This is a genomic window from Alienimonas californiensis, assembly GCF_007743815.1.
GTDB lineage: Bacteria > Planctomycetota > Planctomycetia > Planctomycetales > Planctomycetaceae > Alienimonas > Alienimonas californiensis.
In genome coordinates this window covers 4,259,946-4,286,146 of sequence record NZ_CP036265.1, presented here as the reverse complement: position 1 = coordinate 4,286,146, position 26,201 = coordinate 4,259,946, and the positions used below count along the sequence as shown (strand labels likewise).

Sequence of the window (26,201 nt, the reverse complement as noted above, 5' to 3'; positions counted from 1 at the left end):
AAGGGGGCGGACGTCAGTTCGTTTTGCCGACCGCCAGATCGTACGTGGCCGACTCGATCCGCGATTGCCGCTTCGACAGCTCCCGCAGCCGGGCGACCACGTCCACGTCCGCCGGGTCGCCGGGGGCCGGAACCTCCAGACCCAGCAGACGGGTCCGGCGGTTCACGCCCTTCTGGAGCGTCCGCAGCATCTTTAGCTCGGAGATCTTGTCGACCAGCGCCTCCTCGCCCGGCTGCATCGGTTCGCCCTGCTGACTCTGGCCCTCCTGCTTTTCCTGTTGGAGCTTTTCCAACTCCTGCTGGAGGGCGTCGATCAGTTCTTCAAGCGACTCGATGATGTCACGCTCGACCTGCTGCGTGAGTTCGTCGGTTCGCGGCGGTTCCTGGCTCAGCAGGCCGGCGGCGAAGTCGACGTCCGCGGCGATCTGCTCCAGCGCCTCGGGGAACGCCACGCTGGAGCCGTCCTCGCGGAGCAACAGGAGGGCCTTCGCCCCCTCCAGCCCGATCTCCCGCTCCCGCCGAGCCAGATCGCGGGCCTTGGCCCTTTCCCGGTCGGTGATCTCGCCGACCGAGGCGAGGGAGACGGTGTCCGTCAGCACGGCCTGCTGCATCGTGAGCATCTTCTGGAAGCGGACCTCCAACGCCCGCAGCACGAGCTCGGCCTCCTCCTCCCGCAGTTGGCGGAGGATTTCTTCCAGCTTCTCCTTGGCCTCGGCGAGTTTCTTGATGGCCTCGGCCTGTTTCTCCTGGGCGCCCTCCCGCTCGGCCTGTTCCAGTTCCTTCAGGGCGTCTTCCATCGCCTTTTTGGCCTGTTCCAACTCCTCCCGGCCGGGGGTGGACTCCTTCGGTTCCTGCGGTTGGCTCTCGGAGGGCGGCTGCTCGCCGCTCTCGCCGGGCTGCCCCGGCTGCCCGGGCTGACCCGGCTTCGGCTCGGAGGGAGAAGACTCGCCGGACTCGGACGGTTCGCCCGGCGGTGACTGGGACGGTTCGCCGGGTTCGGCCCCTTTGCCCGGCTCCTTCGGCTCCGTTTCGCCGGGGGCCTTTTCGTTCTCGCCCGGTTCGCCTCCGTTCGGCTTCGGGGCGCCGGGTTCTCCCTCGCCGGGTTTGGTCTCGGAGGGAATGCCGTCGGACGGCTCGCCCGGCTCGCCCGGCTCCCCGCCTTTCATGTCTTCGGTCGGATCACCCTCGGCGCCCGGCTCTTTCGGCTCGCCGGGGGCGCCTTCAGACGGGTCGCCACGGGGGCCGGCGGGGGTCGGTTCGCCGGCCTCGCCGGCGGCTTTGTCGGCGTCGGCGCCTTTGACCTCTTTCAACAGGTCGTCGGTGCGGTCCAGCACGTCCCGCTGCTTCCCGGCGACGCGGGAGGCGGAGTCGCCGCGGCGGTTGGCGGCCTCGGCGGCCTTCTCGTCGCTCATCAAACGGTTCACGTCCTTGAGCAGCGCCGCGAGCCGTTCCTGTTCGGAATCGATCTCCTTCCGCCGGTCTTCGCTGCGCAGCAGGGCGAGGACGTTCCGCATCCCGTCGACGAGTTCGGCCTGACGGTCGATCGCGTCGCCGAAGTTCGGCGCCAGCCCGGCGGCGGCGTCGCTGCGGAGCAGGTCGGACACCTCTTTCATCCGCACCTCGATCCGCTCCTCACGGGCCTTCTGGAGCGCCCGCACCAACAACTCGGAGCGTTCCGGCTCCGTTTTGCGCAGGTAGCGGGCCATCTTCAGCAGCGTATCTTCCAGTCGGGCGAACTGTGCGGCCACCGCCCGCTGTTCTTCCTCCAGCGAGGGCGGCGCTTCCTCGTCCGCCGCCGCCGCGGGCAGCGCTGCCGTTCCGCACGCCACAGCGAGCAGCAACCCGAGCCGCGTCAGCGGGCGGGCGAACGAGGGGGCGAAGGTCATTCGAACAGTCCGTCAATGAGGTCGGTCTTCTGTTCCTGACGGGTGCGATCGAGGAGATCGCCCTGCCGGTCCACGAGCTGCTGAAAGTCCCGTACCAATTCGTGATATTCGGCGAGTTCCTCCATCTCGCGCAACACCGCGGCCATCGCCGCGGCGAGGCGGTCAGTCGCCTCGGCCGCGGTCCGGGCCAGGGCGGCCCGCTCGGTCGGCGGCGCCCCGCTCTCCGCGGCGACGCGGAGGGCGCCGACGGCCCGGTCGGCTTCGAGGAAGTGGACGTCCGCGATCTCCGTCAGCGGTTGCAGGATCAGCTCCTCCAATCGCGCGACGGCGTTCGAGGTCTGCACGCCGTTGTTGAGCAATTCGGCGAGGATCTCCCGAAAGCCGCTCTGCACGGCCTCGGCCTGTCCGGCGTTCTGCCCCAGCTCCGAGGCGGCGAGCCCGGCGGTGCGGCGGACATCGGCCTCGTCGGTTTGGGGTGAGATCAGGGCGAGGTCGTCGCCGACGGCGGTCACCTCCTCCAAGCTGCGTTCAAAGATGCGACGCAGGTTCACCTCCCGATCGAACAGCTGCGCGAGCAGTTCTTCGGGGGTGACGATCCGGAAGCTGCGCTCCGGGCCGCGGCCCACGCCGGGGCCGGTCAGATCGTTCGCGTCGTCGGCGACGACGACCAGGGTCAGCGTCTGACCGACCTGCGGATCGAGCCCCGCGACCTCAAAGCGTTCCGCGTCCCGGTCGGCGGTCCGGGCCGGGTCGCGGTCGCCGACGTCGAACCGCTCCGGCAAGTTTCGCGGTCGGGCCCGGAAGCGGCGCTCACGCCACTGCGGATCGGCGGAAGCCTCGGCGACGGTACCGCTCACGTCTTCTCCTGCACCGTCGCCCCCCCCGTCAGGCGGGGCGGCCGCGGCCGGTTCGCCGCCGGTGAGTTTGTAGAGGAAGCGGGCCGAGGCGATGCCGTAATCGTCTTCGATGGTTCCCACGAACGGCACGGAGGCGGTGCGGGTGAGCACGTCCGATACGCCCACCGGCTCCGCCCGCACGTTGGGCGGGTCGTCCGGCAGACCGGCCAGCACCAGCCGCACCGGGGACTGGCTGCGGATGCCGTCGGCGTCCTCCAATTCCACCGCGACCCGGGCTCCCGGCCGCACGCCCACGGTGCCAGCGGCGGGGGAGAAGCTGTCAGCGGGGGCGTCACCGTCGGCCGGGTCGATCGGCTCCGGGGGGAGCATCGTCAGGGGGACGCGGACGGCGCTCTCGCCCGCGGCGGTTTCCAGTGCCAGCGGGACGGGCTCGCCGTCGATCGTCACCCGAGCGGCGGCGAGGGGCTTGTTCGCTTCGAGGATCAGATCGAACTCCGTGCCGACCGGCACCGTCGCCTTCGCCCCGCGGATCGGGCCGACCTCCGGCGCCCGACCGCCGTCGGCGGTCTGGGCGTTCCGCTGCATGTAGGCGGGATACTTGGCCGAGAGGGCCACCCGCCGCGGGCGGGGCGGGTCGACCGCTTCAATGACGTACGGCGTGCGGGTCACGAAGTCGCCGCCGGTCAGCCAGACGGTCATGCCGTCGCGGACCTCGTCGAGGGCGAAGCGGAACTGACCGGGGCCGTCGGGGAGGGCGAAGCTGCGGCCGGTGGCGCCGCCGGCGGTTTCGCGGGTGACGGTCACCTTCTCTGGCGCCGTCCAGGGGCCGCCGCCGGGGCGTTCGCCGTCGGCCACGCCGATCAGCAGCACCAGGTCCGCCCCCCGCGGGTGCCGGTGCGGCTCGCCGGGCGTGAGCAGTTTGCGTTCGTCCCCCGGCGGCAGCACCGCGGCGACGGAGAGAGCGGTGGTGCGAACGCGGTAGACGTCCGCCAATTCGACGTAGGCGTCGGAGAGCCGGCGGACCGCGTCGGTCTGCCAGAAGGCGAAGGCGATCGTGCCGGCCAGCAGCACGGCGGCGAGAGCCAGATCGCGGCGGAGGGGGGCCGGGTCGAACAGTTCGCCGGTCGGCAGGGCCCGCACGCGCTCGGCGGCGTCGGCAGCGGCCCGATCGGCGAGGGCGGCGGTGAACGGGGACTCCTGCCGGGCGACCGCCGGGTTCGCGGCCCGTTCGACGGCCAGCACGAGCCGCCCGCGGAGATCCGGAAAGCGGCGTTCCACAGCGAGGGCCAGATCCCGCGGAGCCGCGGCGACGACCAAACGACCCACCAGCCAGATCGCCGCCACGCTGAACAGCAGCAGGAGGGCGGCGCCGTCGAAGCCGATCCGCAGCCAGGTCGGCAGTTCCAGCTTGGTGACGTAGAACCAGGCGTCGTCCAGCCCCAGCGCCGCCCAGAACACGCCGATGGCGGTGAGAATCACCAGCGCCAGGCCGCGGAGCAGCACGTAGGTCCGCAGCCGGGTCCGCACCGCGGAAAGCAGGCGGCCCAACTCCGGCCGCAAGCTCGGTTCCGGCCGCGAGGGACGGGAGCCCGATCCGCCGGCCCCGGGGCCGGCGGTCTCCGCGAGGGCGGGCGGCGAGGGCATCGACGTCTCAGGGGAGGGGCGGCGGCCGTCGGTCTTCACTGACCGTTCATCCGGCGGACGCATCGTAGCGGCCCGTGGTTCCCGTGAAAGGCGTTGCGTCCTTCGGCCGCCCGCCGCTTACTTGAACCCGAGGCCCGGACCGTCCAGTTCCGCGGTGCGGACCGTGCCGTCGGTGATCTCGAACAGACCGGGGTAACGCGGAGCCCAGGCCGCGTTCGGCGCCGGGCAGTACTGGCGGCCGTTGCCCTCGATCGCGGCGACGGTGGGGATGCGGGCGGCGAGGCTGGCGGAGTGCAGGAAGGAGGCCCCCGGGCAGGTCAGGTCCTGCACGCAGAGGAACAGCCCGAGCTTCTGGGCCGCGGCGCCCATCAGCAGGCTCTCCGTCTGCCCCTTGCAGGCCTTGAGGGCGACCCCGCTGTAGCCGAGGTCCACCGCCCGAAGTAGGGCACCGTAGCCGGTCAACGATTCGTCGATGACCACCGGCTTAATCTTCGCCGCCTCGTGCACGGGGATCGGGTGAGCAAAAAGATCCCGGTGGGTGGGCTGTTCGAGGTACTGAATCCGATCGAACGCCCCCGGGCTGCCCGCCTTCACCCGGTCGAGAAACTCAACGACGTAGGCGGCGTCGCGGCACTTCTCGTTGAAGTCGCAGGAGTACTGCCACGCGGCCCCCTGCCCCTTCGCCTCGGCGACGACGCGCTCGACGCGTAACACGCGATCCACGTCCCAATCGAGGTCGTCGCCGGCCAGTTTAATTTTGAAGTGGGTGAGCCCGTCCGCGGCGATCCACTCCGCCAGCGTCTCCGGCAGACCGTCGCCGATGGGCTTCTCGACGTCCGCGTTCGTCAGCGGGTCGAGGGCGCCGACGAGGTGATACAGCGGCATCGTCACCTTCGGCGCCCGCAGCGTATAGCGGTCGAGGTACTCCCCGGCGAAGCGGCCGTCGAGGTACGCCGACAGGTCGCGGTTCAGGAACTCCGGCCCCAGCACGTCGAAGCTGCTGCGGTCGTGCACGCGGCCGACGGCATCGTGCAGGGCGGCGTCGATCGGCGAGGCGGCGACGAGTTGGGCGAGCGGCGGGAGCGGCTCCGGGAGGTCCGAGCCGGCCTGAACCTCGCGGGCGGTCTCGGCGTGACTTTCGAGCAGGCGATGCCCGTGTTCGATCACGTCGCCGTACCCCCCCGAAGCCGTTAACGCCCGCCCCGCCCCGCCGGCGAACCGTTTCATCGCGGGTTCGGCCTGGTCGGGACCGACGGCGGAACTCGGCCAGGCCCAGACGTTCCCGACCGGCATCGAGCCGTGCCCGGTCGCCGTTTGGCCGTCACGACGTTCGACGGTGACGGCGGCGTTGATGAGGTCGGTGCGGTCCACCACCCGCCCGCCGAACTTCAGCGGGGCGCGGAACGGGACCGGTTCGAACGTCACCTCGCAGGCGACGACGCGGACGTCTTGGGGGTTGCTCATGGGTCCGAAGTGTCCGGCCTTAACTGGACGGGCGCCAGTAAGGTTAGGACCCTCACCTCCGCCGCCCGGAGGTTGTGGATGCCTTCGCCGGAACCGTACACCGTGCAGATCGGCTCGCGGGCTCGCACGACCGCCCCCTGCTCCGGCACGTCCGCGACCCAGCCGCGTGCGTCCGGCGAGAAGATGGGTAGCGGGCGGTGTTCGCGGAGTCGGCAGTCTCGTTTTGCGTAGATCACTTTCTTCCGCCGACGGGCAGACACGACGCCCACGTCGGTTCGGGAGGCGGTCCCGAAAGGTCCGGTCGGCCCGCTTCGAATGTCGTCCAGCAGGTCCATCGTCGCCGTGAACCGCGGGTTCACCTCGACAACGGCGAACGAGGCTTTCGCTCCGTCTCCGTCTCCCGCGTAGGTACACAGGTCGACCCCGAACAATCCGCGGAGGTCGAACCACATAGCAAGGTGCTCTGCCATTTCGGCCGCGAACGACCGCCGGACAAAGCCGGGGCCGCAGGCTTCGCTCCAGCGGAAGCCCTGATGGAGCCGGCCCAGAAGCTGCGCGGGCCCTTGTGAGCAGGAACCCAGCAGCCGCACCCCGCCGGGGGCGGCGTCCGCCGACACGCTGACGGGGCGGCATCCCCTTCGGTCGCCGCTCGTCATAATCTGCTGGAAATAGTGCGGTCTCTCGCGTGTGGGATGGTCGACCGCCGCTGCGTCCCAGACGGCGATCCCCGCGCCGCCGCCGGAGTCGAGCGGTTTCAGCAACCAGAGCGGGACCTCGGAGGCGCAGAAAAAATCAACGGTTCTGATCTCCTTCGGAGCGTAGGGCGGCGGGTCGTCCGCCGATCGTACGTCGAGGACTCGCAGGGCTTCCGCCCGCGTCCGCCGCGACTCGGCGAACGCCATGAGGGCCGCATGCAACTCGAAGGGGTCCCGGACCCGCCGCAGGGCCTCGCCGCACGTGCCTCGTAGCGGGGCGAGGGCGGCGCAGCGGTCGACGAGGTCCGGGCGGTTCTCCAGCGGGCCGGTGTACATCCAGGGCACGCCGAGTTCGCCGACGACCCGTTCGACCTGTTCGTCACTGCCGTCCCAATTGAAGCAGGGCTCCGCGACGGCGAGCAGATCGAGGTCGTTGTAGCGGTCCAGTGCCGCAACCTTCAGCCCGGCCCGCACAGCGCACCAGGCGGCGGCCCGCACGCTGCCGCCGACGATCAGCAGGTCGGGATCGGCCATTTTCGATTCGCGGGACGATCCCGGTCCGGCTGGGATGAACCGCGGGGCCGCTCACCGTACCATCGCCGCCCCGCGCGTCCCATTTTCAGCGAGAGAAGCATGTCCCTGCACGTCGGCGAAGCCCTGGTGGGCGAAGGCAACGAAGTCGCCCACATCGATCTGATGATCGGCGACAAAACCGGCCCGGTCGGCCACGCCTTCGCCAACGCGCTGTCCCGCCAGTCCGCCGGGCACAGCAACCTGCTGGCCGTGCTGGAGCCGAACCTGGCGGTCAAACCGGACACCGTCATGATCACCAAGGTGACCATCAAGGGGGCGAAGCAGGCGGTCCAGATGTTCGGCCCGGCCCAGTACGGGGTCGCCAAGGCAGTCGCCGACTGCGTCGCCGACGGCACCATTCCCCAGGATCAGGCCGAAACGCTGTGCATCGTCTGCGGCGTGTTCATCCACTGGGAAGCGGACAACGACGCCAAGATCTACGAGTACAACTACGAGGCGACGAAGCTCAGCATCAAGCGGGCGATGAAGCAGGAGCCGAAGGTCGCCGAGGTGGTCTCGAAGAAGGATACCGCGAAGCACCCGTTCTCCGGCGTCTGAACGTCATTGCGGAGTCGCCCCGGGACGCGCGCCGCCTAGCGGCGACGGCGAACCGGGGCATACGTGTGAGTCTGACGGATCACTCGGCGAGGGCGATATGAAGCGCATCCTGCTCCAACTCGATGCGGACGCCCAGCCGTCCGCGTTCGACCGGATCGTCGCGTTCGACGCCGGGGCGGACGAGGTGCTGGCCTACGGCGGCGTCACGCCGGAGAGCGCCGTCGCCCTGACGCACGGGGCGATCTTTACCCGCGGCCCGCAGGACCTGAAGCACACGGCGATCTTTGTCGGCGGGTCGGATGCGGCGCAGGCCGAGGCGATCGCCGATGCGGTCCGTGGCGCCTTCTTCGGTCCGCTGCGGGTCAGCCTGCTGTGCGATCCGAACGGGGCGAACACCACCGCGGCCGCGGCCGTGCTGTCGGCCCGCTCCGGCGAGGGATTCGACGGTCCCGCGGCCGTGCTGGGGCTGGGGCCGGTCGGCGGCCGCGTCGCGTCCCTGCTGAAGGAACGCGGCGTGTCGGTTCGGACGTTCGACCCGGACGAGAGCCGTCATGGCACGGCGCCCAGCGTCGAGGATGCGATCGACGGCGCCGCGGCCGTGTTCGCCTGCGGCCCGGCCGGGGTGGAGATCGCGTCCGTGGCGGCGGTGGCCGCGGCGGGCGTCCGCGTTGCGGTCGACCTGAACGCGGTTCCCCCCGCCGGCCTCACCGGCGTGGACGCTCAGGACCGGGCACAGGACCGCGAGGGCGTACGGTGTTACGGGGCGCTGGCGGTCGGCGGGCTCAAGATGAAGATCCATCGGGCGGCGGTCGCGGCGCTGTTTGAAGGGAACGATCGGGTCTTCGGCGCCGCGGAGGCGCTGGCGATCGGCGAGCGACTGTCGCGCGCGAAGTGATTTCTCGCCGCGGTCCGGGTTGGAGCAGACGGCGGGGGGCTGCTATGCCCCCGCATTCCGGCCGTCCCCCGTGCTCAGCGGGGACCATTGCGCCGGCGCCCGAACGACTCGGGTGAATCCGTCGCCATAGGACGTCGCCCATGTCGCCATCGCCCCGCCGACGCGTCCCGGCCACGCTGCTGGTTTGTCTTGCACTGGCGACGCTCGCCCTCTTGCCGGTGGGGTTGTTGCAGGCGCAGAGCGGCACGCCGGATCGGCCGATTGTCGCCGTCCGCGTCGAGGGCAACGAAACGATCCCGGCGGCGGTGATTCTGCAGAAAATTTCGATCAAGAGCGGCCGGGTCGTCAGCAACCACGAGGTGCTGGACGACATCCGCAGCCTGTACGAGACCAAGTGGTTCAGCCGCGTGAAGCGGGAGTTCCGCGAGACCGACGCCGGTATTGAGTTGGTGTTCCTCGTCAAGGAACTGCCGCAGGTCGCTTCGGTCACCTACCAAGGCAACGACAAGAAGTCGGACGAACAGCTCTCCCGCGTCACCGGGCTGGAGCCGGGCAGCCCGTACCGGGTGATGTTCAACCGCGACGCCGCGGAGCAACTCCGCCGCTACTACATCGACGAGGGCTTCCGCCACGCGAAGGTCACGCTGGTCCGGGGGGACGCCGAGAGCGACCGCGACGTGGTCTTCCAGATTGAGGAAGGTCCGAAAGTGCGGGTGGCGAAGGTCTCCTTCGAGGGCAACAAGGATTTCTCCGACGCCGTGCTGAAGCGGGGCCTGGAAACGAAAACGAAGCTGCTGGGCATGGTCCCGCTGTTCGGCCTGTTCGATCCGACGACCGTCCCCCGGGACGAGGCCGCGATCACCGACTACTACCGCGACCTGGGCTACTTCGACGTGAAGGTCGCGGCGGAGGTCGCCGAGAGCGAGGACCGCTCCGAGATTTACGTCACCTTCAACGTGGAGGAAGGCCAGCGCTACCGCGTGCGGAACGTCAGCCTGGAAGGCAACGAGAAGCTCGCCGACGCCGCGCTGATGTCCGACCCGTCGCTCCGGCCCGGCGACTTCTACAACGCCCGCTTCCTGCAGAAGGACCGGGCGGAGATGGAGAAGCTCTACGGCGAACAGGGGCGGCTGTTCACGAAGATCCTGCCGGTCCCGGAGTTCCTCGAGGAGGAGCCCGGGGTGATCGACCTGACCTACCAAATTCAGGAAGATAAGGTCCGCTACATCCGCCACATCAATGTGGAAATTGTCGGCGACCACCCGCACACCCAGCGGAATCTGGCGCTCAATATCGTCCCGTTCGCCCCCGGTGATCGGGCGGATCCGGCGATGATCCGGAAGGGGCAGGACCGCGTGCGGGGTTCCTCCGTGTTCGGCACCGACGCCAGCGTCTCCGTGACCCCGGTGGACGAATCGGAGAACCCGGTCCGACAAGCCAGCGACATCCGCGGCCAAAGCCCCGACGCCCCGCCCTCCGCCGCGGGTCCGTCCGACGCGGGCCCGTCCGCGAGCCTCGCCCCGGCGACCTATCGCCGCGTCCTCCCGCCGACCGGCGGTTCCGGCGTGATGCAAGCACGGCCGGCGCCGTTGAGCGAACTGCCGGTGCGGGCGGCCTCCTACCACGGGAACGCCCCGGGCGACGCCGTGCGTAACGCCGACCGCGACCCGCTGACGCGGGCGGCCCGGCGGCCGGCCTCGCCGGAGAACGATCCGTCCGACTGGGTCGCGGCGAACCTGTTCCATCCGCCCGTCCCCCTCGGCGAGACCCTGCTGCCGCCGGCGTGGGTCCCCACGATCCCGACGTTCGACGGGCCGTCGGAATCCCCGATCGCTCAGATCACTCCGTCGGTGAAGAGCCCGGAGGAAAACGGGTTCATCACCCCGACCTACCGGGCCCAGAGCCCCGATTCGCCCTCCGCCGGCGGCGGGTGGGAGCCCGGCCCGGTCGTCCAGCCGGTCACCCCCGGCCCGGTTGTGACCGCCGAGGGCGAGTACAACCCCTTCCGCACCATCCAGCAGACCGGCGGCGAATACGGTCCGGGCGTGTCCAGCCCGCTGCTTCCGCAGAGCCCCAACGGCGGGCCGTTCCAGGGCACGTTCAACGAACCCCCGCCCTTCCAGGAGCCGCCCGGGTTCGTGGACATCGACGTCCGCGCCCGTGAGGAACGCACCGGCCGGTTCATGGTCGGCGCCGCGGTGAACAGCTCCAGCGGTTTGGTCGGTCAGGTCACGCTGCAGGAAGACAACTTCGACATCTGGAACTTCCCGCGGAGCTTTCAGGAACTCCGCAACGGCACCGCCTTCCGCGGTCGCGGCCAGCGCCTGCGGATCGAAGCGGTGCCCGGCGCCGAGGTCAGCCGCTACCTCATCAGCCTGACGGACCCGTACTTCCTCGACAGCCTCTACAGCGTGGGCGTCAGCGGGTTCTACTACAGCCGGTACTACGACGAGTGGGACGAGCAGCGGCTCGGCGGCCGTTTGACGGTCGGCCGGCAGCTCACGCCGTTCTGGAGCATCGTCGGCAGCAGCCGGTTGGAAGACGTGAAGATCTTCAATCCGACCTTCCCCACCCCGCCGAAACTCGCGGAGTCGGTCGGCGACAACACGCTGTTCACCGTCGGCGCCAGCCTGAAGTACGACAGCCGGAACCGGGCGATCCTACCCAGCGAGGGCACGTTCGCGGAGTTCGGCTACACGCAGGGCCTCGGCGACTTCGTCTACCCCCGCTTCGACGCCGAAGCCGCCCAGTACTGGCTGCTGAACGAACGCCCGGACGGCACCGGCCAGCACGTACTGAGCCTCAACGGCGCCGTCGGCCTCGCCGGCGACGACATGCCCATCTTCGAGAACTACTACCTCGGCGGCTTCCAGACCCTTCGCGGCTTCGACTTCCGCGGCGTCAGCCCGTTGCAGAACGGCGTGCGGGTCGGCGGGCGGTTCAGCACCTACGGCAGCTTGCAGTACCGCTTCCCGATTCTGGTCAACGACGCCCTGCAGGGGGTCGTCTTCAGCGACTTCGGTACGGTGAACGACAGCGTCTCGCTGGACGACTTCCGGGCTTCGGTCGGCGCCGGTATCCGGGTCAGCCTGCCGCAGGCCTTCGGCCCGGCGCCGCTGGCCTTCGACTTCGCCGTGCCCGTCGCCGGCCCGGACTTCGACGACGAGCAACTGTTCAGCTTCAACATCGGCATGACCCGCTGAGGTCGCCGCCCGCCCTCCACGCCGGGGCGGGAACGTGGTTCACCGCTTGCGGTTTCGCGGCGCCGGAGAATCTGAGGGCGCCGCGAAGCCGCAAGCGATCGACGCGGCCGGTACGAACCGGTCGGATCTCAAGCTGCCAGGGGCGCCCGACTGACGATTCGGTCCCGGCTGGGTTGGCATCCCGGTCCGCCGCCGGCACGCTGACTGGCGTGATCTTCGAAGGATTGGCGACGACCGTCGACGACCGGGGCCGGGCAAACCTGGCCCCGCTGGGGACGCTCTGGCCCGGCGAACAGGGCGATCGGGGCGGAGACCGCTTCACCCTGCGACCGTTCGCCGGCTCGACCACCTGCGCCAACCTGCTGGCGACGCGGCGGGGGGTGTGGCACGTGACCGATGACGCCGCCCTGATCGTCCGCGCCGCCCTCGGCGACGCCGCGGCCCCGACCGAACCGCTGCCGGACGGCCGCGGCGTGCGGCTGGTCGATTGCTGCCGCTGGGTCGATTTCGACGTGACGGAGACGGTCGGCCCGGATGCCCGGGGGCTCTACGAACTGACGGCGAACGTGCGAAACCGCGGTCGGGTCCGGGAGGGAGCGGGGTTGAACCGGGCGGCGTTCGCCCTCGTTGAGGGGGCGATTCTCGCCACCCGCACCTTCCTCCTGCCGCGGGCGGAGCTCGACCGCCGCCTCGCGGATGTCGCCCCCCTCGTGACAAAAACTGGCTCCCCCCGCGACGCCGCCGTTTGGCAGGACCTCGTGGCGGAGATCGCCCGCCGCCCCGCCGCCGACGAGGCGCCCGCCAACGACGAGCCGCCCGCCGCCGACCAGGCGGCCGCCCCCCGTCGCCCCGCCCCCCGCCGATGACGCCGTTCGCCCGCCAATCCGTCACCGTCACGGCCGGCGCCCGGCTGCACTTCGGATTGTGCTCCCTGGCGCCGGAGTGGAGCGGTGCCGGCGTGACCGTGGAGGCCCCGGTCACCCGGGTGATGGTCTCCGCGACGGACGGCGACGCGGAGTTCACCGCCCCGGACGGAGAGCTGGAACGCCTGCGAGCCGCCGTGACGACGATCGCCGGCGACCGGCCGCTGCGGGCGGAACTGCTCACCTGCCCGCCGGCACATTCCGGGCTGGGCTCCGGCACGCAGATCGCCCTGGCCGCGGCGACGGCGACGGCCCGCCTGCTGGGCGAAGCGGACCCGATCGCGGGGCCGCTGTTCGAGCGGCTCGGTCGGGCCAACCGCAGCCGGTTGGGGGCGGCGGGGTTTCTCTCCGGCGGCATGCTGCTGGACCCGCTGGGAGCCCTCGGAGCGGCGTCGGGCACAGCGGTCCGCTGCGTCTCCCTGCCGGCGGAGTGGCGTTGGGTGATCGTAATCCCGACTGAGGGCGGCGGCGTGAGCGGCGAGCAGGAAGCCGCGGCGCTGCGACGGATGCCGCCGATGTCCCGCCCCTTCAGCGGAGGCCTCCGCCGCATGATCCTCCAGAGCCTCCCCCTGGCCGCCGGCCTGGGCGAGCGACCGCCGAACGCGGTGTTGTTCGCCCGCATCCTCGGCGACTACGGCATGCGGGTCGGCAAGCACTTCGCCCCGTTGCAGGGCGGCGTGTTCGTCTCCCCGGCGGTGCGGGAGTGGGCCGCCGACCGCAAGGACCGCAACCTGCCGGCGCCGGCTCAATCGAGTTGGGGCCCCGTGGCGTGCAGCGTGTTCGGCTCCGCGGAGATGGCGGAAGCGGAGGCCCGCCGCGTGCGGTCCCTGCTGGGCGACGCGGTGAAGGTGCTCGTCACCGCCACCCGCAACCGCGGCGCGACCTTTCAGGAACGCTGAGCGTCCTGCACGAACCGCGAACGCTGCCGGTCAGGCGGCCCGTTCCCGCTCGCCCTCACCGTCGCGGCTGAGGATCACGTCAATCTGCCGGTCGTCGTAGCCGGCCTGGCGGAGATGCCGGCGGACCCGTTCCTCCCCGATCGGCAGGGTGACGGGCGACTCCTCCGCCGGCGGCGCGACGAGGCGCAACCGCTCCGCGGCGCTCTCGGCCCGTTCCGTCAGGGCGTCCAGTTCGGCGGCCCGGGTGTGCAGCGACGCCTCCGCGGCCCGGCCGGCGTCGTGCAGCCGCAGTTCCCACGCCCCGCCCGACTCCCGCACGGCGTCCCGCACGGTCGTGATCGGATCGGCCGGACGAGCACTCTTTCCCAACGTCGTTTTCAGCCGGTAGCGCCGCAGCAGCGTGACGGTCAGCACCGCAATGCCCAGCGGCGCCAGCAGACTGGCCGGATCGATGGCCAGCGGGGGAAGCGTCGGCGGAACGAGCATGGGTCGCCTGAGGCCGGAAGGGGTTCAGCCGTGCGTATGGTCGTGGCTGTGATCATGATCGCTGCCGTGATCAAGCCCGTGACTATGGTCATGGGAGTGATCGTGCCCGTGGCTGTGATCGTGGGAATGATCGTGCCCGTGGCTGTGATCGTGCCCGTGGCCGGGGCTCGCGGCGGCGGGCGTCGGCGGGGGGGCGGCGAAGAAGGCCGCCTCCGCCGCCCGGTACACGTCCCGCAGGGGGACGCGGCGATCGGCGGCGATCTTCGCACAGGCGTCGAACTCGGGCGAGAACAGTTCCCCCCCGCCCGGCTTCGGACCGACCTTCCCCTGCACAGAACCGAACGCCGTCTCGACCGCCGCTTCCCGCCGGGGCCGCGTCGTGCGGTCCAGCAGCCGTCGCCGCACGCCGAAGGTGGCGGTCTCCGCGAAGAGCACGGTTTCGCAGGCCTCCCGCCGCGCCGGCGGGCAGAGGACGCTCAGCACGACGCCGCTGCGGCCCTTTTTCATCGTCGCCGGCAGGGCGAACACGTCGACGGCCCCGGCCTCGAACAGCTTGGCGCTGGCATGGGCGATCGTCTCCGGCGTTTCGTCGTCGAGATTCGTTTCCAGCAGGAACACACGATCGGCGCCGAACCCGCGGGGGGCGTCCTCCGCGGTGCCCACGAACAACCGCAGCAGGTTCGCCCGGTCGGGCAGGTCCAGATCTCCAGCCCCGAGACCCACCTCGTGCACTGTCATCGCCGGTAGATCGCCGAAGCCGTCGACTAACACCGCCACGATCGCCGCCCCGGTGGGGGTGGTCAGTTCGGCGTCGACCGGCACCGCGTCCAGCGGCACGCCCTTCAGCAGTTCCGCCGTCGCCGGCGCCGGTACGGGACAGACGCCGTGGGCGATCTTCACCCGCCCCCGCCCCGTCGGCACGGCCGAGCAGGTGATCCGATCCGCCCCCAACAGATCGAACGCCACGGCGCAGCCGACGATGTCCACGATGGAATCGATCGCCCCCACCTCGTGGAAGTGAATCGCCTCCGGCGTGCTGCCGTGCACGCGGGCCTCGGCGACGGCGACGGCATGAAACAGGCGGTCCGCCAGATCGCGGGCGGTGGGGGTCAGCTTGCCCCGGTCGAGGATCGCGGTGATCTCCTTCAACCCGCGGTGGGCGTGCTGCGGGGGGTGCGTCACCCGCACGTTCTTCGCCCGGAAGCCAAACTTCACCACCTCCTCGCAGTGGAGTTCGACCCCTTCCAGCCCCAGCGAGTCGATCGCGGCCCGCACGGCGGCCTCGTCGACGCCGGCGTCCAGCAGGGCGGCGAGGGTCATGTCCCCGGCGATGCCGGTGGGGAGGTCCAGATGAGCGAGCTTCATGGCGATTGTTTCGGGGGCGGGGCGCCAAGGGTGATCGGCGGCGGCGAAACCGCAAGCCGGCGGCCCCGCGGCGACCTAGGTTCCAAAGACTCCACAGGACCCGCCCGTGCCCGCCGCCCTCGAATCGCCGCCCCCCGCCCCGCCCAGGGCGACCGCGGAATCCTCGTCCGGTTACTTCCCGGAGCGGCCGGAAAGCCTCGAAGCGACCGGGCTGCCGCTGGCGGAGATCGAGGCGCTGGTCCTCAAAATCCTGCTGAACCGCGGGGCGACCAGCGGCCGCGACGTCGCCCGCCGTATCCGTCTGCCGGGCGGGCTGATCGCCGGCTACCTGCGGGAGTTGAAGAAGGCGAACCTTGTCACCTACCGCCGCAACGCCGGGCCGGACGACTACCTGCACGAACTGACCGACGCCGGCCTTGAACGGGCCTCCCGCGCCCACGACCGCTGCCGGTACGACGGCTGCGCCCCCGCCCCGCTGGAGCAGTACGTCGCCAGCGTGGAAGCTCAGACGCTCCGCAAACAGACGATCAGCCGCGACCGCCTGCGGGCGGCGCTGGAGGGACTGCAAATCTCCGCGGAGACGTTCAGCCAGCTCGGCGCCGCGCTCGGCAGCGTGGGGGCGTTGTTCCTCCACGGCGATCCGGGCAACGGCAAAACGACGATCGCCGAACGCCTCACCCGGGCCTACGGCGAGGAACTCTGGATCCCCCGGGCCGTGCGGATCGGCGGCGAGACGGTCCGCCTGTTCGACGCCGCCGTGCACGAGGAACTGCCCTTCGACGGCAAGCCGCCGGCATATGACGACCGCTGGGTCCGCATCCGCCGGCCGACGGTGCTGGTCGGCGGGGAGTTGACCCTGGAGCACCTCGAACTGTCGATGAACCCCGTCAGCGGCGTGATGGAGGCCCCGGTCCAGTTGAAAGCGAACGGCGGCACGCTCGTGGTGGACGACTTCGGCCGCCAGCGGATTGACCCCGACGGCCTGCTGAACCGCTGGATCGTGCCGCTGGAACGCGGCTACGACTTCCTCAACACCCCCGGCGGGAAGAAGGCGAGGGTGCCGTTCGATCTGTTGACGGTCTTCGCCACGAACCTGCGGCCCGCCGATCTGGTAGACGAGGCGTTCCTCCGCCGCATCCCCTTCAAGGTGCGGGTGGGCGACCCGTCGCCGGCGGAGTTCCGCTCGATCCTGCACGCCCTCGCCCCGACGCTGGGGCTGACGCTCGACGCCGGCGCCGCAGAGGCGCTGGTGACGGAACACTTTTTGAACGTCGACCGCCCGCTGCGGTTCTGCCATCCGCGGGATCTGCTCCTCCAGGTGAAACGCCGGGCGGCCTTCGAGGGCCTGCCGCCGGTCGCCACGACGGAGGCGTTCGCCGTCGCGGTAAGGAACTACTTCGCCGATCTGTGAGGGGGATGAAATTCCAAGAGACAAGAGATCAAGAACCAAGGATCTGAAACCCGAGTTTGGTTCATTAATTCTTGGTCATTGGTCTTTCTGCCCCGCCGCTCCCTGCTGACGGGCCAGCTCCAGCACGGACAACTTCTTCTTGCCGGCCTCGGGCTGGGCCGGCTTCGCGGTCGGCGGTTCGGCGGCGGCCGTCGGCGGGGGCGAGGCCTTCCGCGCGGCGTCCTGCTGACGGGCCAGTTCCAGGACCGACAGTTTCTTCCCGCCCTCGGCCTTCGCCTGAGCGGGGGTCTCGGGTCGCATCTTGGCGGGGGGGTTGTCGAGGGCTCCCGGCGCCGGGGCGCCCTTCGGCTCCTCACCGACGGCGGCCCGCACCGGCGGGGGCGTTTCCGGGGTCTCCGTGACCGGCTCCAGCGCCGCCGGGTCGAGGTCGAACCACGTTTCGTCCGCCCCGTCGAACTGAACGAGGGCCCGGCCGTTCATGTTGACCGTCCGCACCCGGCCGGTGCGGCCCCGGAACCGGGCCAGCGATCCCACGGCGGCCGCCGCCCGCACCGCCACGGCGCGGCCGGTCCATTCGGTTTTCAGTTCTTCCGGCCGGGCGTCCCACATGGGCCGCAGTGTCCGGTCTGGGTCGGAAATCGCAACGGTGGCGGGAGATGGGTCGGATTGGCCATGATCGACGCGTCCTCGCCCGGAGATCCCACATGCTCACGTCCGTCGTTCTACTCGCCGCCCTTGCCTCGCCCGGGGCCGCCGCCGATCCGCCGCCCGCGGACGTGGTCATCTACGGGGGCACCAGCGGCGGCGTCGCCGCCGCGGTGCAGGTCCGCCGGATGGGTAAATCCGTCACCCTGATCGAACCCTCCTCGCACCTCGGCGGACTGACGACCGGCGGGCTGGGGGCCACGGACATCGGCAACAAAGCGGCGATCGGCGGCATCTCCCGCGAGTTCTACACCGCCGTCGGCAGGCACTACGCCCAGGACAAAAACTGGGTCCATCAGAAGCCGGAGCAGTACGGCAGCCGGCGGAACTCGGGCGACCTCGACCCGAACGACCCGGAGCCGTTCTGGACGTTCGAGCCGCACGTCGCCATGAACATCTACAAGCAGATGTTGGCCGAGGTCGGCGTCAAGCCGCTGATGGAGGCCCCGCTCGACCGGAGCGAGGGCGGCGTCACGATGCGGGACGGCCGCATCGCCGCGATCCGACTGAAGGACGGCCGGACCGTCCGCGGCGAGATGTTCATCGACGCCACCTACGAGGGCGACCTGATGGCCGCCGCCGGCGTGAGCTACCACGTCGGCCGCGAGGGCGAATCTGTCTACGGCGAGAGCTACAACGGCGTGCGGCCGGCGCTGAACTATAAAAATCACCGCTTCGTGAAGCCGGTCGATCCCTACGTCACGCCCGGCGATCCCTCCTCCGGCATCCTGCCGCAGGTGCGGTCCGAGCCGCTGCCGCCCGCCGGCTCCGGCGACGACGGCGTGCAGGCCTACTGCTTCCGGTTGTGCGCCACGGACGTCGCCTCCAACCGCCTCCCCTGGCCGAAGCCGGACGGTTACGACGAAAGCCTGTACGAACTGCTGTTCCGCAACTTCGAAGCCGGCGACCTCCGCAAGCCGTGGAACCCGGTGATGATGCCGAACCGCAAGACGGACTCGAACAACAATCACGCCGTCTCCACCGACTGGATCGGCCAGAACCACGATTATCCCGAGGCCACCGACGAGGAGCGGGCGGCCATCATCGCCGCCCACGAGCATTACCAGAAGGGCCTGATGTGGTCCCTGGCGAACCACCCGCGCGTGCCGGAGTCGATTCGCGGCTACTTCTCCTCCTGGGGCCTGCCGAAGGACGAGTTCGAGGCGACCGGCGGCTGGCCGCCGCAGCTCTACATCCGCGAAGCCCGCCGGATGATCGGCCAGCGGGTGATGACCCAGGCCGACTGCCTCAGCAAGGACGTGGCGGAAGACCCCGTCGGCCTCGCCGCCTACACGATGGACTCCCACAACGTCTGGCGCTTCATCGACGAGAACGGCCACGTGCAGAACGAGGGCGACGTCCAGCAGGGCGGCTTCCCCCCCTACCCGATCGGCTACGGCTCCATCGTGCCGAAGCGGGAAGAGGCCACGAACCTGCTGGTCCCGGTGGCGATGTCCGCCTCGCACATCGCCTACGGCTCGATCCGCATGGAACCGGTCTTCATGGTCCTCGGCCAGAGCGCCGCGACCGCCGCGGTGATGGCCGCCGAGCAGGACATCCCCGTGCAGGAGGTGGACTACGCCGCCCTCCGCGAACGTCTGCTGGCCGACGAGCAAGTCCTCGAATGGACCGGCGGCGGCAGTGTGAACCAGGTGGAGTCCAAGTCGTTGAAGGGCGTGGTCGCGGACGACGAGGACGCGAAGTTCACCGGCGAATGGGAACGCAGCGCCTCGATCGGCCCCTACGTCGACCGCGGGTATCGGGCCGTGGAGTGGGACGGCAAGGGCGAGCCGCCCAGCGCCACCTTCACCCTCAAGGTGCCGGAGGAAGGAGAGTACGTGCTGCGGGTCGGCGCCTCGCCGCATACGAATCGCACCCGCTCCGCGTTCATCACCGTGGACGACGGCGTCCAACGGGAGACCGCCGGCACCGCGATCGACCAAACTGTCCAGGGCGGCGAGGGCGCCTGGCGGACGCTGGACGGCATCACCGTGAAGCCCGGCTCCACCGTGACCGTGCGGATCGAAGCCGGCCGCAAGGGCTACACGATCGCCGACGCGGTCTGGTTGGCGCCGGTCAGGGACTGAGGGCACGGCCCATCGGCCGCGGCGACGCGGGGGACTGGCGAAGCGACGGACCGCCGCCAATGCTGTGCCAGTCCCCCGCGACCCGCCCCGCCGTTACGAGCCGCCCTGATGAACGCCCCGGACATCCAGTTGGAAGACGACCCCCAACGCGCGATCGAGCGGGTCGGGGCCGCCTTCAACGACATCAAGACCCAGATCGGCCGGGTCATCGTCGGGCAGGAGGAGGTCGTCGATCAGCTGCTGATTGCCCTGTTCAGCCGCGGGCACTGCCTGCTGGAAGGGGTGCCGGGGCTGGCGAAGACGCTGATGATCTCCACGCTGGCGCGGACGCTCTCGATGAGCTTCGCCCGCATCCAGTTCACCCCGGACCTGATGCCGGCGGACATCACCGGGACGGACGTGCTCCAGCAGAACCGGGACACCGGCGACCGGGAGTTCCGGTTCCTCAACGGCCCGCTGTTCCACAACGTGGTGCTGGCGGACGAGATCAACCGCACCCCGCCCAAGACCCAGGCGGCCCTGCTGGAAGCGATGCAGGAACGGCAGGTCTCCGTCGGCCAGAAGCGGCACGCCCTGCCGGACCCCTTCTTCGTCCTGGCGACCCAGAACCCGATCGAGCAGGAGGGCACCTACCTGCTGCCGGAGGCCCAGCAGGACCGGTTCATGTTCAAGGTCTACGTCGGCTACCCGACGTTCGAGGAGGAGAAGCAGATCGCCCGCGCCACCACCGGCGTGAGCAAGGACGAGATCGACCCGGTCCTCTCCGGCCCGGAAATCGTGGAACTCCAACAGCTCGTCCGGCAGGTTCCGGCGAGCGATCACGTGATCGAATACGCCCTCGCCCTGGTCCGCCAGACCCGCATCAGCGAGCCGGGCGCCCCGGAGTTCGCCAAGGAATGGCTCAGCTGGGGCGCCGGCCCCCGGGCCGTGCAGATGCTGTTGCTCGGCGGCAAAGCCAAGGCCCTGCTCGCCGGCCGCACGCACGTGTCCACGGAGGACATCGCCTCCCTGGCGGCTCCGGTGCTGCGGCACCGCATCGTCTGCAACTTCGCCGCCGAGAGCGACGGCGTCACCACCGACCGCGTCGTCGCCCGCCTCGTCGAAGAGACGCCGCAGGCTGAAGGCAAACTGACCAGCGACCCGCGCTTCGCGGGGGTGTTTCAGAAGGCGGCGTAAATCGACACTCTGGCCTAAATAGTCAAGTCAAATGAATGAGCCGCGCCGGTTGACCGCACACTGCAGCGAGTGTGGCGGCGATCGAAATCATCTGAAGTTCGGCACAGTCAAAACATCGTGGCACAGTGACGAAGCAGGCATGTCTGGCGGTACGGAGTACTCGCTGATTCAGTGCAGTGGTTGCGATCATGTTGCAATGAGGATTGCCGACACATGCACTGAGGAGCGGGACTACGAAACTGGCGAGCTGATTCCGACCTACAAATATATGCCGCCGGCGGCCCTTAGAAAACTGCCCCACTGGCTAAGAGATTTTGAGCAGGAGCACCCTACCGACAAATCGATAGGCACGCTCTTGAGACAGGTCTACTGGGCGATCCATGCCGAGGCGTTTAACCTCGCAGCGATGGGCATTAGGGCTCTGCTCGAGCACGTAATGATTGACCAAGTCTCGGACAAAGGAAGTTTCAAAGGAAATTTGACCGCATTTGCCGCCGCTGGGCACGTTACCGAAACGCAGCGAGATTTTCTGGATTCCGCTCTCGAGGCGGGACACGCTTCCATGCACCGAGGCTATACGCCTCCTCGTCCTGACTTGATGAACCTACTGGATATTTCAGAGGGCATCATCCAGTCAATCTATGTGGTTGCACCGAATACGGCTGCCATGCGAGCCGCTATCCCGCCCCGAAAATGAGAATACATACGGCTGGGTGGCTGGGGCAGGAGTGACCGGAGCGAAGCGGAGGGAACGGATGCCCCAGAACCAGTGACGTGGGAGGTTCCCACCCGGCAGTCGCACACCGTCCCTCCTGGGGCATCCTCTCGGTTTCGCTTCGCTCGCCTGCGCTTCTGCCCCAGCCACGCGAGCCGGTTCTGGGCCGGCCCCCGGCGATCGTCCCATGCCCGCGTGCGGCAATCGCTTCTGACGGGGCGGGGGGAACTGACGGTGAAATGCTGAGCGTCCGGCCCGCGTTCGACGGGTCGCCCCTTCCTTATTCAGAAGACGCTCAACGATGGCGACCGCCACCCCCTATCACACCAAAGACGATCTCTCCGCCTGGGAACGCGTGAAGAAAGCGTTCGCCAACGACTGGGAGCAGACGAAGGCCGATTTCGGCTCCGACACGGCCCGCGACATGGATCAGGACGTCGACGACACCGTCAAGCAGATGACCGGTTCCGACGACGCCTTCGAGAACCGCGAGCAGGCCTTCCGCTTCGGCCACACGGCCAACCGTCGGTACACCTCGACCTATCCGTCCTGGAACGACGACCTCGATTCCAAGCTGCGCAAGGAATACGAGGGCGACTACGACGCCGACCGCCGGCACATCCGTCACGCCTACGAATACGACTACGGCAGCTGAGCGGCCCCCGCCACTCCATCGCAGCGCCCCGGCCGACGCGCCCGCCGGCCGGGGCGCTCTCGTTTCACGACCTCCCCGCTCTCACCGCACGCCCCGATGAAGTTTCAGCTCCGTCAAAAGCTCCTCGCCTTCGGGGACGACTTCACCATCCAAGACGAGACCGGCGCCGACCGCTTCTTCGTGGACGGGGCGGCGTTTTCGATCGGCGACAAGCTGTCGTTCCAGGATATGGACGGCAACGAGCTGGTGCGGATCGAACAGAAGATCCTCTCGCTGAAGACGACCTATCGCATCGTCCAGGGCGACGCGGTCGTCGCCACGGTGACGAAGAAGCCGTTCACCCTCTTCCGGGAGGTGTTTGACGTAGAAGACGCCGCCCCCGGCGATCTGGACGCGACCGGCGACTTCTTCGACCGCGACTACGCCCTCACCCGGGACGGGCGGACGGTGGCGACGGTCTCCAAGAAGTTCTTCTCCCTGACGGACAGCTACGGCGTGGACGTCGCCGACGGCGAGGACGCCGTGCTGCTGTTGGCGGTCGTGGTGGTGATCGACCAAGTCAGCCACGACGAGAATTAGGCGTCGAGCCCGCGGGCGGCCTTCGGCATGGGTTCCCCTATGGCGGAGGGCGGCGACTTGCGGGGGATGCGACGAGGGTGCCGGCGTCAGTATGCCGCACGTCATTGTTCGTCCCCCGGCCGCGGCGCGTTCGCGGCCGTTCCAACTGGAGCGCCTCCCATGTCCACCGACGCCGCCGTCACCCCCGTCGCCAACCGCGACCGCGATCACGACCGCGACCGTCTGCCCGACGTGGGCGTCGACGACGTACTGCCGGTCCGCAGCCGCGTCAGTTGGGGGGCGATCCTCGCCGGGGCCGTGCTGGCACTGGCCCTCTACTTCCTGCTGACCCTGCTGGGCGCGGCGATCGGGCTGTCGGTCGGACCGGACACGGACGCGGATACCCTCGGCACCGGGGCGGCGATCTGGGCGATCGTGGTCACAGCGCTGTGCCTCTTCGCCGGCGGATACCTCGCCAGCGAGTTCACCGTGGGGGAAAGCAAAGTGGAGGGGGCCGTGTACGGGGCGCTCGTCTGGGCCGCGGTGTTCGCGATGTTGCTCTGGCTGATGGCCAGCGGCGTGCGGGCGGGATTCAACGCGATGGTCGGCGTCGCGACGGCCGGCGGCGCCGCGGTGGGAACCGTCGTCGACGCCGTCCCGGCCGACGCGGCCGCGAACGTCAACCTGGCCGATCTCAGGAGTGTGGCTCAGCGAGCCGGGTTTGAGCAGGCCCAGATCGACCAACTCACCGCCGCCGCCGAGACCCGGGCCCGGGAGGCGGCGAACTCCGCGGGAAGCGCCGTCAATTCCGGCGAGCTCGAGCGGGAGGCGAGCCAGACCGCGGAGGAGATCGTCGACGCGACCGCCACCGTCACCTGGCTGACCTTCGCCGGCACCCTGCTGTCGATGCTGGCGGCGGTTCTGGGCGGCTACCTCGGCGCCGGGCCGACCTTCCGACTGATCCCGCTCCCTGCCCGCCGCCGCGTGGCGTGACGCTGGACCAACCATCTCGGGGCATTCCGAGACATGTCAAGGGCGCCCCCTCCCGGCGGTAGCGTTGGCAGGTCGTTCGTATCGCATGCCGGCAGCCGCCCGCATGACAATGCCCCTGCGGCGCCCTCCCCTCAGCGCGGCGCACGGGATGTGGGCGTGGGACACGTCGCTGGACCCGCTGATCTGCCGGTCGCGGCGGGACGCGGAGAGCCTGCCGGCACCGCTGGGGCACTACGGACTTCGCTGCCATCGGCCTTCTGAGTCTGGCGCCAGCGTACGGCGTGAGCCGGCCCGCGGGCGACGCACAGCGGGTCGCCCCCCACCTCAAAGTGACTTCCCGGCGGGCGTCGCCGTCACCGCCTCCACGAATCTCCTTGAACACGATCTCTCAGCCCGGAAACGTGGCAGAAACCCTCTGGCCAATCCCCCAGAGCAGAAGAAGGCAGACTTCGGCTCATACAGAGCCGGTCAAAGGCGCTGCCTCTGCCGAGGCGACGACGATCACGCGAGCGCTGCGGTCGTCAACGTCGACCGGAGCGGGAAGACGGCAGTTGGGGGCGGGCCTGGAACGCCGAGGGCCGGGGCGCGGCGTCTTCACGGCTGTCTCTCGCCGGTGGAACGGCGGGTCGAGCGGCGGTACGGTCTCCGGATTCAATCCCTACGCACAAAGGTTCGCCTTCAATGTCTGGTAGTCAGGAGAACGACGGCCCGGCCGCGGTCGGCAGGGCCGGAATGGAGCAGGAGTCGTTCTGGCGGGGCGAATTCGGTGATGCCTACGTCGACCGCAACGCCGCGGAGACGCTGCTGGCGGGGAACCTCGCGCATTGGGCCGCCACGCTGCGGCGGGCGCCGGGCGTGACCTCTGCGCTCGAACTGGGCTGTAACGTCGGGGCGAACCTGCAGGCCCTCCGACTCCTCCGCCCCGGGATCAAGCTCTCGGCGGTCGAGATCAACGAAAAAGCCGCCCGCGCCGCCCGGGAGGCTTTCCCGCATGCAGAGATCTCGCTGGGATCGCTGCTCGACTACGAGCCCGCCGGCACGTTCGATCTCGTCTTCACCTGCGGCGTGTTGATCCATCAGGCGCCGGACGTTCTGCCCCACATTTACGACCTGATGCACCGCGCCTCCGCGCGGTACCTGATGGTCTGCGAGTACTACAACCCCAGCCCGGTCGAGATCAGCTATAGGGGGCATACCGGGAAGTTGTTCAAGCGGGACTTCGCCGGCGATCTGCTGGACCGGTTCGACGATCTGCGTCTGGTCGACTACGAATTCGTCTACCGCCGCGACCCCGTCTATCCGCGGGACGATACGACCTGGTTCCTCTTGGAGAAGGTCGCCCGCTGACGCATTCGCCCCCTGCGTCAGATCGGTTTGGGACGCGGGGCGGACGGGACGGGTAAGATGACGGCGCAACAAGGGAACCCCATGGCCGACGCATCGCTCGCCTCCCGCCACACCGGTCCGCCCGGGGGCCGCGCCCATCTCAGCCCGCAGGCGCTGGCCCGCATCGGCAAGCTGGAGGTGCGGGCCCGCAGCGTCGTCGAGGGGGTGATGGACGGCCTACACCGCAGCCCCTACTTCGGGCAGAGCGTCGAGTTCAGCCAGCACCGCGAGTACGTTCCTGGCGACGAGGCCCGCCACATCGACTGGAAGGTCTGGAGCAAGACGGACCGCTACTACGTCAAGCTGTTCGAGGAGGACACGAACCTCCGCACGACCCTGCTGGTCGACGGCTCGGAGAGCATGTCGTACGGCAGCGGGCCGATGACGAAGGCGGACTACGCCGCCACGCTAGCCGCGGCGATCGCCTATCTGCTGCTCAAACAGCAGGACAGCGTCGGCATGACGGTCTTCGGCGAGGGGGTGCGGGCCGCGGTGCCGCATCGGGGAAAGAAAACCCACCTCAACACGCTGTTGGGCACGCTGGGCGCGACCGAACCGGCGGACAAGACGGATCTCGGCGGCATCCTCGCCCGCACCGCCGAAGAGCAGCGTCGGCCGGGGATGATCGTGCTGTTCAGCGACCTGTTCGCCGACCGCGACGCCACCTACCGCGGCCTGCGGATGCTCCGCAGCCGAGGGCACGACGTGCTGGTGTTCCACGTGCTGGACGACGCGGAACTGGATTTCGATTTTCAGGGCACGACGCGCTTCGTCGGGATGGAGGACGCCGGCGAGGTCACCTGCGATCCCCGCAGCTTGAAGGCCGGCTATCTGAAGGCGATGCAGGACTTCTGCGAGGAGACTCGAAAGCGCTGCGCGGCGAACCTGATCGACTACCAGGTCGTGCGGACCAGCGAACCCTTCGACGCCTCGCTGTCGCGGTACATCAACGCCCGGCTCGGCTTCCGCAAGTCCCTCCGAAGGTAGGCGAGCGGGGGGCGTCAGCCCTCCGTGTTATCTTCGTCCCCTCTCACACGGGGGGCTGACGCCCCCACGCTCGCCTCGACG

Annotated in this window: 21 protein-coding genes; 14 read left to right on the top strand and 7 right to left on the bottom strand. The window is 69.6% G+C overall.

The window, feature by feature from the left end; translation table 11 throughout:
* Positions 1-13 precede the first annotated feature (13 nt).
* The 4 genes from CA12_RS16950 to CA12_RS16935 form a co-directional block, all read right to left on the bottom strand.
* Positions 14-1,885 carry a hypothetical protein gene (locus tag CA12_RS16950; RefSeq protein ID WP_145360192.1) on the bottom strand — a complete coding sequence of 624 codons (1,872 nt, stop codon included), beginning with the start codon at positions 1,883-1,885 and terminating at the stop codon, positions 14-16.
* On the bottom strand, positions 1,882-4,386 hold the full coding sequence (locus tag CA12_RS16945; RefSeq protein ID WP_145360191.1) for a hypothetical protein: 2,505 nt from the start codon (positions 4,384-4,386) through the stop codon (positions 1,882-1,884). Before CA12_RS16945 ends, CA12_RS16950 begins: the two co-directional genes overlap by 4 nt.
* A gap of 117 nt (positions 4,387-4,503) precedes the next feature.
* Complete coding sequence (locus tag CA12_RS16940; protein WP_145360190.1) at positions 4,504-5,850, bottom strand: mandelate racemase/muconate lactonizing enzyme family protein; 1,347 nt, start codon at positions 5,848-5,850, stop codon at positions 4,504-4,506.
* Positions 5,847-7,079 carry an ATP-grasp domain-containing protein gene (locus CA12_RS16935; protein WP_145360189.1) on the bottom strand — a complete coding sequence of 411 codons (1,233 nt, stop codon included), beginning with the start codon at positions 7,077-7,079 and terminating at the stop codon, positions 5,847-5,849. Before CA12_RS16935 ends, CA12_RS16940 begins: the two co-directional genes overlap by 4 nt.
* Before the next feature lie 99 nt (positions 7,080-7,178).
* On the opposite strand from CA12_RS16935, the gene fae reads away from it, so the two are divergent.
* The 5 genes from fae (at position 7,179) to CA12_RS16910 (ending at position 13,596) form a co-directional block, all read left to right on the top strand.
* Positions 7,179-7,676: a formaldehyde-activating enzyme gene (gene fae, locus CA12_RS16930; RefSeq protein ID WP_145360188.1), complete on the top strand. Its 498-nt coding sequence runs from the start codon at positions 7,179-7,181 to the stop codon at positions 7,674-7,676.
* 97 nt (positions 7,677-7,773) lie between these two features.
* Complete coding sequence (locus CA12_RS16925; protein WP_145360187.1) at positions 7,774-8,571, top strand: methylene-tetrahydromethanopterin dehydrogenase N-terminal domain-containing protein; 798 nt, start codon at positions 7,774-7,776, stop codon at positions 8,569-8,571.
* Between the two features lie 140 nt (positions 8,572-8,711).
* Positions 8,712-11,774, top strand: coding sequence for a POTRA domain-containing protein (locus CA12_RS16920; protein ID WP_145360186.1), 3,063 nt, complete (start codon positions 8,712-8,714; stop codon positions 11,772-11,774).
* 173 nt (positions 11,775-11,947) lie between these two features.
* Positions 11,948-12,640 carry a DUF447 domain-containing protein gene (locus tag CA12_RS16915; protein ID WP_165700820.1) on the top strand — a complete coding sequence of 231 codons (693 nt, stop codon included), beginning with the start codon at positions 11,948-11,950 and terminating at the stop codon, positions 12,638-12,640.
* On the top strand, positions 12,637-13,596 hold the full coding sequence (locus CA12_RS16910) for a hypothetical protein (RefSeq protein ID WP_145360185.1): 960 nt from the start codon (positions 12,637-12,639) through the stop codon (positions 13,594-13,596). Before CA12_RS16915 ends, CA12_RS16910 begins: the two co-directional genes overlap by 4 nt.
* Before the next feature lie 30 nt (positions 13,597-13,626).
* Here the strand turns inward: CA12_RS16910 and CA12_RS16905 are convergent, their stop codons facing one another.
* Positions 13,627-14,082 (bottom strand): hypothetical protein, encoded by a 456-nt coding sequence (locus tag CA12_RS16905; RefSeq protein WP_145360184.1) that lies wholly within the window; start codon positions 14,080-14,082, stop codon positions 13,627-13,629.
* 24 nt (positions 14,083-14,106) lie between these two features.
* Positions 14,107-15,447: a nickel pincer cofactor biosynthesis protein LarC gene (larC, locus tag CA12_RS16900; protein WP_145360183.1), complete on the bottom strand. Its 1,341-nt coding sequence runs from the start codon at positions 15,445-15,447 to the stop codon at positions 14,107-14,109.
* A 106-nt stretch (positions 15,448-15,553) separates the two neighbouring features.
* Between larC and CA12_RS16895 the strand changes: the two genes are divergently transcribed.
* Positions 15,554-16,858: an AAA family ATPase gene (locus tag CA12_RS16895; protein ID WP_145360182.1), complete on the top strand. Its 1,305-nt coding sequence runs from the start codon at positions 15,554-15,556 to the stop codon at positions 16,856-16,858.
* A 75-nt stretch (positions 16,859-16,933) separates the two neighbouring features.
* Here the strand turns inward: CA12_RS16895 and CA12_RS16890 are convergent, their stop codons facing one another.
* Entirely contained in the window at positions 16,934-17,467 is a 534-nt protein-coding gene (locus CA12_RS16890; RefSeq protein ID WP_145360181.1) for a hypothetical protein, read from the bottom strand.
* A gap of 95 nt (positions 17,468-17,562) precedes the next feature.
* Here CA12_RS16890 and CA12_RS16885 point away from each other — a divergent pair, with 95 nt between their 5' ends.
* The 8 genes from CA12_RS16885 to CA12_RS16850 all read left to right on the top strand — a co-directional run bounded on the left by CA12_RS16885 (position 17,563) and on the right by CA12_RS16850 (position 26,120).
* Positions 17,563-19,650, top strand: coding sequence for an FAD-dependent oxidoreductase (locus CA12_RS16885; protein ID WP_145360180.1), 2,088 nt, complete (start codon positions 17,563-17,565; stop codon positions 19,648-19,650).
* A 108-nt stretch (positions 19,651-19,758) separates the two neighbouring features.
* On the top strand, positions 19,759-20,826 hold the full coding sequence (locus CA12_RS16880; RefSeq protein WP_145360179.1) for an AAA family ATPase: 1,068 nt from the start codon (positions 19,759-19,761) through the stop codon (positions 20,824-20,826).
* Between the two features lie 31 nt (positions 20,827-20,857).
* On the top strand, positions 20,858-21,523 hold the full coding sequence (locus CA12_RS16875) for a DUF4145 domain-containing protein (protein ID WP_145360178.1): 666 nt from the start codon (positions 20,858-20,860) through the stop codon (positions 21,521-21,523).
* Positions 21,524-21,842: 319 nt separating this feature from the next.
* On the top strand, positions 21,843-22,196 hold the full coding sequence (locus CA12_RS16870; RefSeq protein ID WP_145360177.1) for a hypothetical protein: 354 nt from the start codon (positions 21,843-21,845) through the stop codon (positions 22,194-22,196).
* A 96-nt stretch (positions 22,197-22,292) separates the two neighbouring features.
* Positions 22,293-22,775, top strand: a complete 483-nt coding sequence (locus tag CA12_RS16865) for an LURP-one-related/scramblase family protein (RefSeq protein WP_145360176.1) — start codon at positions 22,293-22,295, stop codon at positions 22,773-22,775.
* A gap of 159 nt (positions 22,776-22,934) precedes the next feature.
* The gene (locus CA12_RS16860) at positions 22,935-23,747 is read left to right on the top strand and encodes a hypothetical protein (RefSeq protein ID WP_145360175.1); all 813 of its coding nucleotides are present in this window, start codon (positions 22,935-22,937) and stop codon (positions 23,745-23,747) included.
* A gap of 681 nt (positions 23,748-24,428) precedes the next feature.
* Positions 24,429-25,094 (top strand): pseudaminic acid biosynthesis-associated methylase, encoded by a 666-nt coding sequence (locus CA12_RS16855; protein ID WP_207622027.1) that lies wholly within the window; start codon positions 24,429-24,431, stop codon positions 25,092-25,094.
* Between the two features lie 81 nt (positions 25,095-25,175).
* The gene (locus CA12_RS16850) at positions 25,176-26,120 is read left to right on the top strand and encodes a DUF58 domain-containing protein (protein WP_145360174.1); all 945 of its coding nucleotides are present in this window, start codon (positions 25,176-25,178) and stop codon (positions 26,118-26,120) included.
* Positions 26,121-26,201: the final 81 nt, after the last annotated feature.

Coding starts and splice junctions, on each gene's coding strand:
- CA12_RS16855 (WP_207622027.1), top strand. CDS start 24,429: ATGTCTGGTAGTCAGGAGAACGACGGCCCGGCCGCGGTCGGCAGGGCC.
- CA12_RS16920 (WP_145360186.1), top strand. CDS start 8,712: ATGTCGCCATCGCCCCGCCGACGCGTCCCGGCCACGCTGCTGGTTTGT.
- CA12_RS16850 (WP_145360174.1), top strand. CDS start 25,176: ATGGCCGACGCATCGCTCGCCTCCCGCCACACCGGTCCGCCCGGGGGC.
- CA12_RS16865 (WP_145360176.1), top strand. CDS start 22,293: ATGAAGTTTCAGCTCCGTCAAAAGCTCCTCGCCTTCGGGGACGACTTC.
- larC (WP_145360183.1), bottom strand. CDS start 15,447: ATGAAGCTCGCTCATCTGGACCTCCCCACCGGCATCGCCGGGGACATG.
- CA12_RS16880 (WP_145360179.1), top strand. CDS start 19,759: ATGAACGCCCCGGACATCCAGTTGGAAGACGACCCCCAACGCGCGATC.
- CA12_RS16950 (WP_145360192.1), bottom strand. CDS start 1,885: ATGACCTTCGCCCCCTCGTTCGCCCGCCCGCTGACGCGGCTCGGGTTG.
- CA12_RS16860 (WP_145360175.1), top strand. CDS start 22,935: ATGTCCACCGACGCCGCCGTCACCCCCGTCGCCAACCGCGACCGCGAT.
- CA12_RS16910 (WP_145360185.1), top strand. CDS start 12,637: ATGACGCCGTTCGCCCGCCAATCCGTCACCGTCACGGCCGGCGCCCGG.
- fae (WP_145360188.1), top strand. CDS start 7,179: ATGTCCCTGCACGTCGGCGAAGCCCTGGTGGGCGAAGGCAACGAAGTC.
- CA12_RS16935 (WP_145360189.1), bottom strand. CDS start 7,079: ATGGCCGATCCCGACCTGCTGATCGTCGGCGGCAGCGTGCGGGCCGCC.
- CA12_RS16945 (WP_145360191.1), bottom strand. CDS start 4,386: ATGCCCTCGCCGCCCGCCCTCGCGGAGACCGCCGGCCCCGGGGCCGGC.
- CA12_RS16890 (WP_145360181.1), bottom strand. CDS start 17,467: ATGTGGGACGCCCGGCCGGAAGAACTGAAAACCGAATGGACCGGCCGC.
- CA12_RS16905 (WP_145360184.1), bottom strand. CDS start 14,082: ATGCTCGTTCCGCCGACGCTTCCCCCGCTGGCCATCGATCCGGCCAGT.
- CA12_RS16940 (WP_145360190.1), bottom strand. CDS start 5,850: ATGAGCAACCCCCAAGACGTCCGCGTCGTCGCCTGCGAGGTGACGTTC.
- CA12_RS16870 (WP_145360177.1), top strand. CDS start 21,843: ATGGCGACCGCCACCCCCTATCACACCAAAGACGATCTCTCCGCCTGG.
- CA12_RS16885 (WP_145360180.1), top strand. CDS start 17,563: ATGCTCACGTCCGTCGTTCTACTCGCCGCCCTTGCCTCGCCCGGGGCC.
- CA12_RS16875 (WP_145360178.1), top strand. CDS start 20,858: ATGAATGAGCCGCGCCGGTTGACCGCACACTGCAGCGAGTGTGGCGGC.
- CA12_RS16925 (WP_145360187.1), top strand. CDS start 7,774: ATGAAGCGCATCCTGCTCCAACTCGATGCGGACGCCCAGCCGTCCGCG.